Consider the following 14,821-nt stretch of genomic DNA (forward strand, 5'->3'; position numbering starts at 1 on the left):
TGGTCTAGCTAACGCTTAACCTTGGTTTTGACGATAAATAAAAAGCGCAAATTATTTTATAATCTGCGCTTTTTTGATGCTATTTAACTTAATGTTTAAAGTGAGCTATTAACTTCAACTCGTCACTGCAGTCATTAACTCATCCCATAACTTGCGGGCAATTAAGCCTATTTACGCCTATGACGCGATGGCTTTAACAGCCACTTGAGAGGTGATCATTTTATCCACCCCAGATATTTTGACTAACGGCTTAGAATCTAAAATACGGATTTTTCCATAGTGATATTCAATAAATCCGGCATCTGACCAATCTTTCAGTAACTTGTTAATGGCCTGACGGGTCGCACCTACTGAAGAGGCTAACATCTCTTGGGTAAATTCAAGCTCTTGGCAAGCAGAGTTAGGAACATTAGTGGCTGAAAAGGCCAGTAAAAATAATATTTGATTGGCTAAGCGGCGCTCTAAATTAAAAAATAACCCATACTCATACATGTTAAACACCTCTCGAATACGATAGGCCACATGCTCACACAGTGTTTTATAAATAATGGGATATTTTTCAGTTAATTGCTCGAAGTCCTTCGATAAAATTTTACCGACTTTGACCTCACCAATGGCGATAACATCTTGCGGGCGTACATCATTATCAATAGCGGATAAAAAACCGATGCAGTCACCCTCACCATAAATCACATAAGTGGCTTCTTTACCATTGTCTGCAATAACTCTTAGACGGACCGTACCACTGAGTATTTGATATTGACCCGCGCCAGCACCTGATTCACCTTTTCTGTAAATGTGCTCTCCATCACTAAAGTGTTTTATTTTAAATGTAGCGGTTACTTCGTCTTGAATGTGTTGCGGCAATAACGCAATCCAATTAGCTGTATTCGACATACTAGAGCTCACTTTGGTTATTATTTTTAGTATTTATGCTGAAATTGACGGCCATATTTTATTGTTATATTGGCTTTTTTCTTGTAAAAAATTTAGCCATCACCCTAAAAGGCTGCTAATTATATCTACCATGACTGAGGTCGACAGCATAGTAATAAATGGTGCTAATTTGTTACATGCGGGTGCAGTTAGTGTTTTTTTATTAACAAGAGTTACCCAAGTGTCATCTTGATTGCAGTGTTGGCCAAATAATTACTCCTATAATGATTTTTAATCATCATGACATCATTGATATAAGGTTGAATTTAAATGGCTAAACAAGTATTAGGTAACAATGCCTTAGGCTTACCTTTCTCTCCAGCAGTTGCTGCTGGTGGGTTTATTTTTTTATCTGGGCAGATGGCGTTTGATCAGAACAATCAATTAGTGGATGGTGATATCACCGTGCAGACCAAGCAAGTGCTAACCAACATCAAAAACTTATTGGCAGAGCAAGATTTAACGCTGGACGCCATTGTAAAAAATACCATTTGGTTAACCCACGTTGAAGATTTTGCCGCCTTTAATCAGGCCTATGCTGAATTTTTCCCTAATAATCCTCCTGCTAGAGCGACTGTGAGATCTGATTTATTGATCCCGGGTGCGCGCATTGAAATTGAAGCGTTAGCGATAAAAGATTAGCCACCAATTAGCGCTGTAATGCTTGAGGGGAAAACATGAATATCATTATTATTGGTAGTGGACTGTTGGGCTTGAGCACCGCTTATCAGCTACATGCTCAAGGGCATCAAGTCACAGTGATTGATCGACGTGAAAGTGCAGGGCTTGAAACCAGTTTTGCCAACGGCGGCTTACTGACCCCCAGTTTGTCAGATCCTTGGAATGCACCAGGTGTGTTCTTTAATATGCTAAAAATGATTGGCAAAGAAGACTCGCCATTACTACTCAGACCTAAAGCATTACCCTCGCTGGCATTGTGGGGGCTCTCCTTTCTAAAAAACTCTCGCCGTAAAACCTACGAGCAAAGTATTTTTCGTAACACCCGCATGGCGAAATACACCCTAGATGTGCTTGATGATATGACTCAAGCAATCGGTTTGACTGATCTGGGTGGTGGCAGTGGCACCATTAAGGTCTGTCGTCAGCAACAGGAGCTGGATGAAGTGCTGGCCATGGCCGAGTTTCTTCAGCCTGAAGCGGTTAAGTTTACTATGCTCAGCCGTGATGACACCTTTAAACTTGAGCCTGCATTGGCCCCGCTAAACGATAAGGTTGCGGGGAGTATTTATTTTCCTGAAGATCGCTTTGGCGATGCCCATCAATACTGTGTTGAGCTAACAACTTACCTTGAAAAAGTAGGGGTGCAGTTTTTATATAACACCACAGTAAGCGATATTATTAAGCACCAGGGCAAAATCACCCACATTAACACTAGCCAAGGCCAGTTAGATGCCGATGCATTTGTATTGGCTGCAGGCAGTTACACGCCGTTATTAGCTAAACAAGTGGGCGTTAATATTCCGGTTCGCCCCTGTAAAGGTTATTCATTAACCCTAGCGCTTGATGGCTGGCAGGGCGGGCCTAGCATGCCTGTGATAGATCATTCGCTTCACGCTGGGGTGGTGCCGCTAGGGAATCGAATTCGGGTGGCGGGTACGGCAGAGTTTAACGGTTATGATACCCAGTTAAATCCTGGGCGGTTGCAGAATCTTTATGATTTATTGCAGGCGATTTATCCTGAATCTAGCGCTTTTGTGAACCCTGAAACCACCAAAAGTTGGACGGGTTTACGACCGGTGTCAGCATCGGGTGTGCCGCTAATTGGTCGCTCAAAAATTGATAATTTATATATTAATACTGGCCATGGGCATTTAGGCTGGACGATGGCGGCAGGCTCTGGCAAGGCGCTTGCAGACCTTATTAGTGGCGAGCGCCCTGAAATATCTCTCGCTGATTATGCAGTTAATCGCTGAGTTAATTGGACAGGGTAGCAAACCTGAATGGCTTGCTACGCTGACATTTATTACCACCTCTAAGGGAAAACCTTGCCGCGGTTGAGAAGATTTTTAGGGTCAAAAGCGAGCTTCAAGCGTTTCATTAAGGCTATTTCGTTGTCAGTGCGGGAGCAATGTAAGTATTTAAGCTTATCTAAACCAATGCCATGCTCAGCAGAAATCGAGCCAGCGTAAGGTTTTAGCTGCTGATAAACAATGCTTTGCACTTGATGCTTAGTCTGCTCATCATAGCTACCAACACAAATGCCTAAATGTAAATTACCATCACCTAAGTGACCAAATACAATGAATTTTGCATGGGGCCACTGCGTCATAATTTGGCTTTCAACTTGCTGAATATATTGCTCCATGTTGGCAATAGGCAGGCTAATATCAAAGGCAAACAGTGGGTTTAACTCGCTGATGACAGTGTCAATATCATCCCTCATGGCCCATAACTGTTCACGCTGACTTTCTGACTTAGCAATTGCGGCGTCCACTAAAATATCTTGCTCTAACGCAGCCATTAGCGCTTCTTCAAATTGCACGGCGTCGCGCTCGGCGTTATGGCCTGTGGCTTCAATTAACACGTAATATGGATAGCCACTGTCGATAACCGTATTGTGCTTGTCTGAGTCGGTCATTAATTGATAAAAATTGCCCCACATCACTTCAAATGCCGATAGCTGACCATTTAAGTGACTGTTGAGTAATTTCAGTAGCTTGGCAACAGCATCAAACTGGGTTGCGGCGACAATGGCAGTATTGCGACTGCTGGGCAAAGGGTGCAGGCGTAACACGGCTTTAGTGACGATACCTAAGGTGCCTTCGGTGCCGATAAATAGCTGTTTAAGATCATAACCGGCGTTATTTTTTAGCATACTGTTTAATGACGAAATAACCGTGCCATCCACTAAAACCGCTTCTAAGCCCAAGACTTGTTCACGCATCATGCCATATTTAAGCACGCTATTACCGCCAGCATTGGTGGCAATATTTCCGCCAATAGTGGCGCTGCCTCTGGCGCCTAAATCCAGAGCAAATAACCAATCTTGTGCGGCGGCTTTTTCTTGCACTACTTGTAGCGGCACGCCCGCTTGCACTGTCATAGTGCCCGCTTGATTATCGATGGACTCAATCTGAGTCATGCGCTCTAACGAAATCGCAATATCGTCAGCTGTTGCATAGGTACCATTGACCAATCCGGTTAACCCGCCCCAAGGGATGGTGGTTTGATCCTGCTGGTGGCAAAGGCTCATCACCTTAGATAGCTCTTCGGTTGAAGCAGGGCGCACTATGGCCAGTGCTTGGCATTGTCCTTTGCCATAAGAGTAAGCAGGCCTGTTGGCAACGTCATCCCCAAGGATAATGCCTTTATCACCTACGATAGCGGTTATCTTTTTTATAATATCTATCATATTCACTCTCTGTAGCTATGTATTAGCTAACTTCTTTAAATTGAATGGCTGATTTATCTGGGCCATGGGTAAATTGATGTAATAGCTTTCCTTTGGCCATGAGTGTGGCGCTAATATTGTTTTCTTTAATATGGCCAAAGCCTTTAATCATTTGCGGTAGCTGAGCGATTTCAATGGCGAGTGGTAAATTATCATGATTCAGGTTTTCGATGATATGCTTTATATCTGCTTGATAATCTTTAATTAACTGCCTTTCCATCTTTCTTTCATTGGTATAGCTAAACATATCTAGTTTAGAGCCGCGCAAAAACTTAAATTTAGCCAACACTTTAAACGCCGTTAAGATCCATGGGCCAAATTCACGCTTAATCGGTAAACCAGTATCTGGGTGTTTTTTGCTAAACAAAGGCGGTGCGAGAGAGAATTTAACCTTAAAGTCGCCGTCAAAATCGTTATGTAAATTTTGCATAAGCGTCGCTGAGCTGTGCAGACGCGCCACTTCATATTCGTCTTTGTAGCTCATTAATTTACTCAGATTAGTGGCTACCGCTAAGGTTAAGCGGTCAGAATTTTCAGCCACAGCTTTTTCTGCTTGGCTGACTTGTTCAATAAACTCACGGTATTGTTCGGCATAGGCATTACTTTGATAATGACTGAGATGCTCAGCCCCATCTTCAATGGCGCTAAAGGCGGTGGTCGCAATATTTTGCTGGCTGTCAGTGGTCAGTAATTGCGAGAAAAATTCAGGATTAAAACACAATAATCGGCCTAAATTTAACGCGTTGAGATTAAAGTCAACACTCACACCATTAAGGCGTAAGGCGTGTTCAACTGAGGCAACTGAAAGCGGTAACGCCCCTTTTTGCAGGGCAAAGCCCACCACAAATAAATTAGCGCCTATGGTATCTCCCATGAGTTTTTGGGCGATGTTAGAAGCATCGATAAAATCGACATTATCGCGGCCTAATAATTGGGTTAACGATTGTTGCTCTTTAAACTCAGTGGGGATCGCTTGTGGGTTTAATTGAAATATTGCTGGTGGCGCAATGGCAGCATTACCAATTAGGCGAGTATGTTGATCATTAATGATTTTAATGATGTGCGGATCTAGGGTCGCCAGTAAATCGAATGCTAAAATTAAATCGGCGCTGCCAGTATCAATTTTAGGGCTAAATAATCGCTCAGGTGAGTTGGCAAATTTAAGATGGCTGTAAACCGCGCCATTTTTTTGCGACAAGCCGGTCATGTCGTAAATTGAGCAGGCTTTATTATCAATATGAGCTGCCATGCCTAATATCGCCCCGACAGTGATCACCCCTGAACCGCCAATCCCTGCAATCATGACATTGTAGTTATCATCAATGTTACACGCGGTAGGCGCGGGAATCGTGGCAAACACATCTGCTGAAATCGCGGTGGCAGCGGCCTTTTTCGGGGTGCCACCAATGACGGTAACAAACGAAGGACAAAAGCCTTTATTACAGCTGTAATCTTTATTACAACTGGACTGATCTATCTGACGCTTGATGCCTTTCGAGGTCACTTTAGGTTGCAAGCTCACGCATGTTGACTGAACTGAGCAATCGCCGCAGCCTTCACACACGTCAGCATTAATGTATAAGCGTTTAGTTGGATCAGCAATTAAGCCACGTTTACGGCGGCGACGCTTTTCTGCTGCACAAGTTTGCTCGTAAATTAATACGGTGCAACCTGCTATTTTGCTGAGCATGGTTTGCACCATGTCTAAGCGGTCACGATGATAAATCTCAACGTTTTTGGCGATGTCTGGGTTATTGGCGTATGCCTGTGGCGAGTCAGTGACAATCACGCATTTACTAATGCCTTCATAGGTCACTTGTTGGCTAATTTCAGCGACGGAGATTGGCCCATCCACTGGCTGGCCGCCAGTCATGGCAACCGCATCGTTATATAAAATTTTATAGGTGATATTGACCTTGGCCGCGATGGCTCCGCGGATTGCCATTAAGCCAGAGTGATAATAGGTGCCATCGCCTAGGTTTTGAAACACGTGGTTGGTGTTAGTGTATTTGGCTAAGCCCACCCACTGCATGCCTTCACCGCCCATATGGCAAGGGATCATGGTGTCTTTGCGATAAAATGCTGCCATGGCGTGACAGCCAATACCAGCCATAGCGATACTGTTTTCAGGTACTTTTGTGGAGGTGTTATGGGGGCAACCAGAGCAAAAGTAAGGGGTTCTAGGTAAGCTGGTGGCGCAACTTTTAGGGTCAAGCTTTGAGCGTAAACGCACAATTGCGGCGTCAACCTTGGGGTGAGTTTGACCATTAATGCGCAGGCGCTCAGCGATGATAAAGGCCAGTGTGAGTGGCTCTAACTGCACATCGGCACTGACGAGCGCGAGGCCATTTTCATCCTGTTTACCAATAACCCGTGTGGCACCTTGTTTGCCAAACAGGATTGATTTTATTTGCTCTTCAATAAAGGCGCGCTTTTCTTCAATAACCAGTAATTCAGGTTGCTGCTGGGCAAAGTCGGTTAATTTGCTGGGCTCGATGGGCCAGATACAACCTAATTTGAATACCGATAACCCCAGTGTTTGCGCAAGATCATTGTCGATCTCTAATAATGCCAGGGCCGACATTACATCGTTATAGGCTTTACCGGCAGTGACAATACCCAGACTTCTTTGTGAGGCGTTGTCATTTTTGGCTACGCGAACCTGATCAAGATTATTGGCTTTAATAAAGCGATGCACCAAGGGCAAGCGGTGAGTAATGACATTGGTTTCATTGGTTTGCGGCGGGATAAAGCCACTGGTTTTGAGATTGATGCTGTCTGTGGGGGTGTCATCTCGACTAGGACGTTTGATATCTATATTGTCGAGATTAATATCAATGGTAGCGGTTTGTTCCACTGATTCATTCACACATTTAAAGCCTACCCATAAGCCGCTATAACGAGACAGCGCCCAACCTAAAATACCATAATCGATAAATTCGCTGACATCGGCAGGGTAAAGTGAGGGAATAAGATTTGCCGCTAACGCTTGTTCACTTTGATGTGAAATAGTCGATGATTTACCAGGATGGTCATCACCGTAAACCACCAACACGCCGCCATGTTCATGGGTGCCAGCATAGTTTGCATGTTTAAATGGATCGCCACTTCTATCAACACCGGGCCCTTTGCCATACCACATGGCAAATACGCCATCGACATTAGGCTCGGGTATGGTGTCGAGTAACTGGGTGCCCCAAATCGCCGTAGCAGCTAGGTCTTCATTGACCCCAGGTTGGAAGGTGATGTTATGTTGATCTAAACGCTTTTTGGCTTTCCAGATATAACTATCTAATGCCCCTAGTGGCGAGCCTCGATAACCTGAAATATAACCCGCGGTATTCAAGCCTTGGTTTTTGTCTAATTGCGCTTGAATTAGCGGTAATCGAACTAAAGCTTGGTTGCCGTTTATAAAGATACGACCAGATGTATTGTTATATTTATCTTCTAAAGTGATGTCACTATGTTTCATCTGCTCTGTTCCTTCGAGTCATATTTGGTGTTATCAATCGATTTTTAGGTTAGAACATGTGAATTATGATGACTGCAATATAGGTGACATTTGTTAAATAAATTCAAAATTAGGCTTTTGTAAGCCTTGCCGCTGTGATGATAAAAATCGCTTTTTTCATTAAACAAAGCTGATATTTAGCATATAGTGAAGCCTTAACAGCATTTAAAAGGAGTTCAAATGATCGCCAGTGTATCGGGGTTATATATCGCTTTAACGGCCATAATGGCCATTTATTTTAGTTTACGAGTGGTAAAGCTTAGAAAAGGGCTGAAGATTGGTATTGGCAATGAGGGTAATCAAGAGTTAATTATTGCAGATCGCGTGCACGCTAACCTTGTGGAGAACGCGCCATTTGCGCTGCTATTAATCTTGGTGGCTGAAGTGAATGGGCTTTCAGCACCGTTTTTACATTTGTTTGGCAGTTTGTGGTTATTCGCGCGCTTGTTACATGCCATTGGCTTAACGCAGGGCAAAGGCGGTTATCATTTTGGCCGCTTTTGGGGAGTATTAATCACCTGGATAATTATTGTCAGCTTAGCCGTGGTTAATATCGGTTTATTTTTAGGCTTATGACTGAGTACTTGATAAGGTGGGAGTTTTACTATTCCCACTGTATTTATAAGGTTTTTTATTTTTAGTCATCAATAAAAAAATTTCACATCTGCTGCTTTTTTAGTCACACTTACTCATCGCCAACTGGTATACTCCGCGACCGTTTATCGACGTATCCATCAATTTTAGGTTACACACATGCAAGTTGAATCCACGTTATTTAATTATCCAAAGTTCTGGGCAGAGTGTTACGGCACAGCTCCCTTTCTTCCGATGTCTCGCAAAGAGATGGATCAACTTGGATGGGATAGCTGCGATATTATTATCGTCAGTGGCGATGCTTATGTGGACCACCCAAGTTTCGGCATGGCGGTTATTGGCCGTATGCTTGAAGCACAAGGGTTTCGAGTCGGTATTATTTGTCAGCCAGACTGGTCAAATAAAAATGACTTTATGAAGCTAGGTCGTCCGAACCTGTTTTTCGGTGTAACCGCCGGCAACATGGACTCGATGATCAACCGCTATACCGCAGATCGTCGCATTCGCAGTGATGATGCCTACACCCCAAACGATGAAGGCGGTAAACGCCCAGATCGCGCGGTAACCGTTTATACCCAGCGTTGTAAAGAAGCCTTCAAAGAAGTGCCCGTGGTGATCGGTGGTATCGAGGCCAGTTTACGCCGTATCGCTCATTATGATTACTGGTCTGATAAAGTGCGCCGCAGTGTGATATTTGATGCTAAAGCCGATATCTTAATTTACGGTAATGCCGAGCGCCCGCTGGTGGAAGTGGCACATCGCATCGCTAATGGCGAAAAAATGGCTGATTTGCACGATATTCGTGGCACCGCAGTTATTCGTCATGAACCTTTGCCCGGCTGGAAAGGCATGGATTCGTGCAAATTAGATCAACTACACAAGATTGATCCTATCCCCAATCCTTATGGTGCTGATGATGTCGGCTGTGAAAAATTATCCGGCCCAACCGATAAAAAGATTTTTGATAATGATGCCCCTAAAGCCATCAGCGTGCAGCCGCCAAGACCTAAGCCGTGGGAAAAAACCTATGTGCTACTGCCAGCTTATGAAAAAGTGGCTGACGATAAATTCTTGTATGCCCATGCTTCACGTATTTTGCATCAAGAGCAAAACCCGGGTTGTGCCCGCGCGTTATTTCAAGCTCAAGGAAATCGCTCTGTGTGGGTTAACCCGCCAGCGTGGCCATTAAATACTGATGAAATGGATGCGGTGTTTGATTTGCCGTATCAGCGCGTACCGCACCCAAGTTATGGTAAAGCGGTGATCCCTGCTTACGACATGATTAAAACCTCGATTAATATCATGCGAGGTTGTTTTGGTGGCTGTTCGTTCTGCTCGATTACCGAGCATGAAGGGCGCATTATTCAAAGTCGCTCGCAAGAATCTATCATCAAAGAAATTAAAGATATTCAAGACAAAGTGCCGGGCTTTACTGGGGTTATTTCAGATTTAGGTGGCCCAACCGCTAACATGTATCGCCTCGGCTGTACTAGCGTCAAAGCAGAAACCACTTGTCGACGTTTATCCTGCGTATATCCCTCAATTTGTGGCCATTTAGGTACCGATCATAAACACACCATTGATTTATATCGCGCCGCCCGTGACGTGCCGGGGATTAAAAAGGTTCTGATTGCATCAGGTGTGCGTTATGACTTAGCCACAGAAGATCCTCGCTACATTAAAGAGCTGGCTAAGCATCATGTGGGCGGCTATTTAAAAATCGCCCCAGAGCACACTGAAGATGGTCCACTAAGCAAAATGATGAAGCCGGGAATGGGCAGTTATCATAAGTTTAAAGAGCTATTTGATCATTACTCTAAAGAAGCGGGTAAGAAGCAGTATCTTATTCCTTACTTCATCTCAGCACATCCGGGGACCACCGATGAAGATATGCTGAATCTAGCCCTGTGGCTTAAATCAGAGAAGTTTAAGCTTGATCAAGTGCAAAATTTTTATCCATCGCCAATGGCCAATGCCACCACCATTTACCACACTGAGCTTAACTCATTGAAGAATGTGAAGCACACCAGTGAACAAGTGACCGTGCCTAAGAAAGGCCGTCAGCGCCGCTTACACAAAGCGCTGCTGCGCTATCATGATCCTGCAGGCTGGCCACTTATTCGTGAAGCCTTAGCTGCCATGGGTAAAGAGCATTTAATTGGTAATGGGGTGCAACATATTGTGCCACCAGAATCACGTAATGAGCGCCAAGGTTTTGGGGCTAAAAACCGTGGTGGCAAAAATGATGGTAGTAAGACGGCTTTCACCCGTTTTTCTGGTAATCAGTTTGCGGATAGAGACAGCGGTAAAAAACCGACCAAAGCCAACAAAGCCAAAGCGGCTGGCGAAAAGCAAGAAGGCGGCAAGTCATCTTCAGCTAAAAAACCAGCTAATGCCAATAGCGCTAACAAAGGCAAAGCTAAAACAGGCTGGTCACAGAAGAAGCAGCCATTTAGCAATAAGGCGAATGCAAAAAATAAATCTTCAAATAGTAAGGGCGCTAGATAAGCCGCTGAGCTAATTTGAAATTGTTAACTAGAAAACCGCCAATAGGCGGTTTTTTTATTTCAGGTTAAATTAAACAATCACTGTTAGTCTGCAAGCCTAGTTCATTTGCTTTAGGGTATCGCCCATGGTTTAAATGAATGATTAAAAACTAAAATAAATACCCCAAGGAATAATAATGAAAAAAATATTGGCCACTGCTGTATTGAGTTGTCTGATCCCCGCTACTGCTATGGCACATGGCAGTCATGATCATGATGAATCTACCACTTACGCTAGTGTACAAGACAGTTACTTTGATGCGCTTGCTGTGCATTGTGGTAAAGCGTATGCGGGTGAGGTGACTGCGGGCAACGAAGCTGATTCAGCTTTTAGCAATAAAGCATTAATCATGCACGTACGTGAATGCAGCGATACTGAGCTTAAAATTCCTTTTCATGTGGGTGACGATCACTCTCGTACTTGGGTTATCACCAAAACCACTTCAGGCTTGCGCTTAAAGCATGATCACCGTCATGAAGATGGCACTGAAGACAAAGTCACCATGTACGGTGGCGACACTGCTGACATGGGCACTGCAACTGAGCAATCATTTCCTGTCGATGCTGAATCAATTGCTAACTTTAATGAAAATGGCTTAACAGCGTCAGTGACTAACGTGTGGCATATGTACATTGAGCCAACAGTCTTCACTTATCGTTTAACCCGCGAAAATCGTGATTTTAGAGTGGATTTTGATTTAACCAAGCCAGTGGCGCTGCCGCCAACGCCTTGGGGTCATGAGTAAGTATCGCTGAAGCCATACATTGCTTACAGTGGCAAGTACTTGAAGTGCAATAAATCAGGCTGCCAAGGTAGCCTGATTTATTGATCATGATTAATTGAAAGGGCAGTGATTTAAAGTCTATGTAAATTTAGTTTTTTGTAAGTCATGGCTATTTAGCATCAAAACTAAATGATTGGCCTGCGATAGCCGCCTCATACATCAATCCGCCTTTCGCGGCAGTGAAAACCGCCATGCCATTCATATAAGCAGCATTAGCTGCTGTACGGTTGCCTGCATTGCCAGCCCCTGCTGAGTTACCTGTTGAGCCCACTTGTGCATTGGCGCCAACAGTAATGGCCACTGCAGATGCCTGGGCGCTAAACTCAAAGGTACCACTGGTAAAGTCGTTATAGGCTTCAGCATCTTTAAAGAAAATAATTTCGCTATAAGCTTGTCCACCTAATTGGAAGCCAATAGAAAGTTGTGACACGCTTGAATCACCACTATAAACACCACCTTTATATACCTTGCCTGAGCCGTAGGCCGCACCGATACCAAAGCCGCCTTTACCCACGGTTGGGTAAATCGCATAGCCGTAGGCACTATCAAAAAAACCTTGTACTTCGGGGGCCTTTTTAAAATCGGCAATGGCTTCGGCGTATTTGTCAGCGTGAGCTGAGCTGGAAAATGTCAGTCCGATAAGCACGAATGTGACCGCTAGCAATGACAATATATGTTTCATAAAAACTCCTGTGATAAGCAAACTTTAGTGATGATAGCTTTAGCATAGCAAACCCAAGCTGAACAAAGCTGTAATAAAAACGCCTAATATTGCTACTAGGTGCTTAAAACTAACATGAGTTCAGTTGGTGCTGAGTATTTAAATGAGTGGTGTTGTTATTTAAATCTAGCAGTGAGTAAATAACTCACTTAATATCCTCTTTAATTGAGCTTGTTTGTACAGGTGTTGGCTCAGGCTGTGGCCTTTATCTGGCGAAGTTAATTTCACTTAGTTTTTGGGACTGACTTGTTCTCTAAGCCCTGATCTGAGGCTTTGTCATCACTGATAACACTTCTTAAATAATCAAGTTCTTCATTATCCAGTAGCAGCTTGGCACTATGATGCTGGGGTGTTTTATTGACCTTGATACGTAAAAATACCAGTCGGGTCACTTGGTGTAGTCCGTATATGGCAAACCCATAAATGGTCGCTAATAGACATAATCTGACGATGCCAACAGCATAGCTAGAAATAGTGTCACCAAAATAGAAGGGTAATAACACCAATACCAATCGTAAAACCCAATTAAGTAAAATGCCGCCAGTAAGCAGTAATAACCACCTAAATCTAACATTTTTTAAGCTTTGATGTTTGTCGACTCTATGACGACTTAACGCGCTAATGATAAGGAAAAAATAGATCCCGCTTTGAATTAAAATAATGGCAGGCATGACTAGGGCTATTTTATTAATGGTGACTAATTCACTGATGTTGTTGACTTGAATATGGGATGCATCGGGAACCATACCAATATTGAACGATACAGTGACAACAATAACCGCCATGGAAATTAGCGTAGTAAGTATATGTTTGACGAAATTGAGGTCAGAGGTTTTAATTTGTAAACACGCTTTGCAATAGCTGTACAGTAAGGGCATCAGTAAGAAGTAAAATGGCACCATTAACGTCATCATAAAATGAATTTGAATTGGGGCATTTTCGCGGGTAATACTGGCTGAAAAAAAGAATAGCGAGATCAGAATAAATAAGGCGCCCAGTAAGCGATTACTATGGCTGGTGCTGCTGTCGTTATTAGCAAAAATATAGCGGACGTAAAAACCTACTCCCAAGCAATGTATGCCAGCGAGTAATGATAGCCAAATATACGCCTGTGAAAAAAACTGATTAATTACGATGGCCAATCCCTTTGTTTATCGTTAAGTCATATCTTAAATCACGCTTTATCAAGCAGCATTATTATGTTTTTTCTGTTTTCTCATATGACGGTTTGACGCCGCTTCGGGCGGTTTGCCAGGTGCGGGCTTTCTTTCTGCGAGCAAATGCGTTATCGCCATAATAGGATGGGGAAGCAGCATTCTTGGGCCAGAGTAAATCATGATTTCACGCACTTTTTGTTTCATGTGCGGTTTGTAGCAATGCACAGGACATTTGTTGCATGTCGGCTTTTGTTGACCATAAGGACAGCGATCTAAGCGTGTTTCTGCGTATTCAAGCAATTCAATGCAATCTGGGCACAAGCCTTGGCTATTTTCCGTTTGTAACGCAATTTGATGATGAGCCCGGCAATAAATTTTTGCCATAGCATTCATTGTGTTGAATTCATATAACAGCTTGCCTGATAGGATCGCGCTTATTGTCATGTGTTAATACCATAGTAAATCACTCGGGTATGGCTAGTTTACCTAATCACAGTCTGTTTATTCAATTCAATGCTTAATAAGCTTGAACTAGAGCACATAAAAACAAAAGCTAAAAATAATGTCAGCTTATTGTGTTAACGAGCATAAAAGCGACATAAACACTTGATTTTTGTCCTAAGAATAGCTTATTAATATTAGTTCAGCTTGTTTGATTTTCAAGCAGAAAAATGAAGCTTCCTTCTTCGGATAGGCTAGGAATGGTAAACTCCAAAACTATTCAAATGCACACAGCATGACACAAATATGGTGTTATAAATGATTATTAAAATTATTGTCGTTGTTTTATTGGTTTGGCTGGGTATTTATCTTTATCGTCGAACCCAAACCGTTGCTAAGCAAGAGCTAGAGCAGAAAGAACCAACTCAGGCAGATCCGCAGCCAGAAGCTGAGATAACAGATATAGCCTCAGCCCCATCTGAGATTGAGTCAGCACCGCAAGATAATACTGAACTTGAGACTGAATCAATAGCTCAAGAATTAGAACCAAGCCCTGTGCAAGATGAAGATACTGTAGTCACTGCCGTAGATGAAGTTGAAGCAACAGTTGAACAAATAGTCGAGACTGAGTCTTATGAGCTGCCAGAGCCAGAGCCAGAGCCAGAGCCAGAGCCAGAGCCAGAGCCAGAGCCAGAGCCAGAGCCAGAGCCAGAGCCAG

The 14,821-nt window shown here is 43.4% G+C and carries 11 protein-coding genes and 1 pseudogene; 6 read left to right on the forward strand and 6 right to left on the reverse strand.

From position 1 onward, the window contains the following. Window positions 1–177 precede the first annotated feature (177 nt). Window positions 178–897 (reverse strand): Crp/Fnr family transcriptional regulator, encoded by a 720-nt coding sequence (locus tag Q4533_RS13645; RefSeq protein ID WP_102440306.1) that lies wholly within the window; start codon window positions 895–897, stop codon window positions 178–180. Between the two features lie 309 nt (window positions 898–1,206). Between Q4533_RS13645 and Q4533_RS13650 the strand changes: the two genes are divergently transcribed. Both Q4533_RS13650 and Q4533_RS13655 read left to right on the forward strand, forming a co-directional pair. Next, window positions 1,207–1,578: a RidA family protein gene (locus Q4533_RS13650; RefSeq protein ID WP_102475793.1), complete on the forward strand. Its 372-nt coding sequence runs from the start codon at window positions 1,207–1,209 to the stop codon at window positions 1,576–1,578. A 35-nt stretch (window positions 1,579–1,613) separates the two neighbouring features. Continuing rightward, window positions 1,614–2,870: a D-amino acid dehydrogenase gene (locus tag Q4533_RS13655; RefSeq protein WP_303502925.1), complete on the forward strand. Its 1,257-nt coding sequence runs from the start codon at window positions 1,614–1,616 to the stop codon at window positions 2,868–2,870. A gap of 59 nt (window positions 2,871–2,929) precedes the next feature. Here Q4533_RS13655 and Q4533_RS13660 read toward each other — a convergent pair whose 3' ends face one another. Then, window positions 2,930–4,309, reverse strand: coding sequence for an FAD-binding oxidoreductase (locus tag Q4533_RS13660; RefSeq protein WP_102519712.1), 1,380 nt, complete (start codon window positions 4,307–4,309; stop codon window positions 2,930–2,932). A gap of 22 nt (window positions 4,310–4,331) precedes the next feature. Beyond that, complete coding sequence (locus Q4533_RS13665; protein WP_303502926.1) at window positions 4,332–7,820, reverse strand: indolepyruvate ferredoxin oxidoreductase family protein; 3,489 nt, start codon at window positions 7,818–7,820, stop codon at window positions 4,332–4,334. A gap of 219 nt (window positions 7,821–8,039) precedes the next feature. On the opposite strand from Q4533_RS13665, the gene Q4533_RS13670 reads away from it, so the two are divergent. The 3 genes from Q4533_RS13670 (at window position 8,040) to Q4533_RS13680 (ending at window position 11,745) form a co-directional block, all read left to right on the forward strand. Beyond that, the gene (locus tag Q4533_RS13670; protein WP_102440300.1) at window positions 8,040–8,435 is read left to right on the forward strand and encodes an MAPEG family protein; all 396 of its coding nucleotides are present in this window, start codon (window positions 8,040–8,042) and stop codon (window positions 8,433–8,435) included. A 177-nt stretch (window positions 8,436–8,612) separates the two neighbouring features. After that, complete coding sequence (locus Q4533_RS13675) at window positions 8,613–10,961, forward strand: YgiQ family radical SAM protein (protein ID WP_303502927.1); 2,349 nt, start codon at window positions 8,613–8,615, stop codon at window positions 10,959–10,961. Between the two features lie 229 nt (window positions 10,962–11,190). After that, entirely contained in the window at window positions 11,191–11,745 is a 555-nt protein-coding gene (locus Q4533_RS13680) for a hypothetical protein (RefSeq protein ID WP_241901006.1), read from the forward strand. 148 nt (window positions 11,746–11,893) lie between these two features. On the opposite strand, the gene Q4533_RS13685 is transcribed toward Q4533_RS13680, so the two are convergent. The 3 genes from Q4533_RS13685 to Q4533_RS13695 all read right to left on the reverse strand — a co-directional run bounded on the left by Q4533_RS13685 (window position 11,894) and on the right by Q4533_RS13695 (window position 14,106). Further along, window positions 11,894–12,466, reverse strand: coding sequence for a lipid-binding SYLF domain-containing protein (locus tag Q4533_RS13685; RefSeq protein WP_303502928.1), 573 nt, complete (start codon window positions 12,464–12,466; stop codon window positions 11,894–11,896). A gap of 263 nt (window positions 12,467–12,729) precedes the next feature. Further along, window positions 12,730–13,575, reverse strand: a complete 846-nt coding sequence (locus Q4533_RS13690; RefSeq protein WP_133126568.1) for a hypothetical protein — start codon at window positions 13,573–13,575, stop codon at window positions 12,730–12,732. Between the two features lie 114 nt (window positions 13,576–13,689). Continuing rightward, window positions 13,690–14,106, reverse strand: coding sequence for a nitrous oxide-stimulated promoter family protein (locus Q4533_RS13695; RefSeq protein WP_102440295.1), 417 nt, complete (start codon window positions 14,104–14,106; stop codon window positions 13,690–13,692). Window positions 14,107–14,421: 315 nt separating this feature from the next. On the opposite strand from Q4533_RS13695, the pseudogene Q4533_RS13700 reads away from it, so the two are divergent. Further along, window positions 14,422–14,821, forward strand: a pseudogene (locus Q4533_RS13700) (hypothetical protein); the annotation flags it as partial.

This window comes from Shewanella sp. 6_MG-2023, assembly GCF_030547195.1.
Classification (GTDB): domain Bacteria; phylum Pseudomonadota; class Gammaproteobacteria; order Enterobacterales; family Shewanellaceae; genus Shewanella.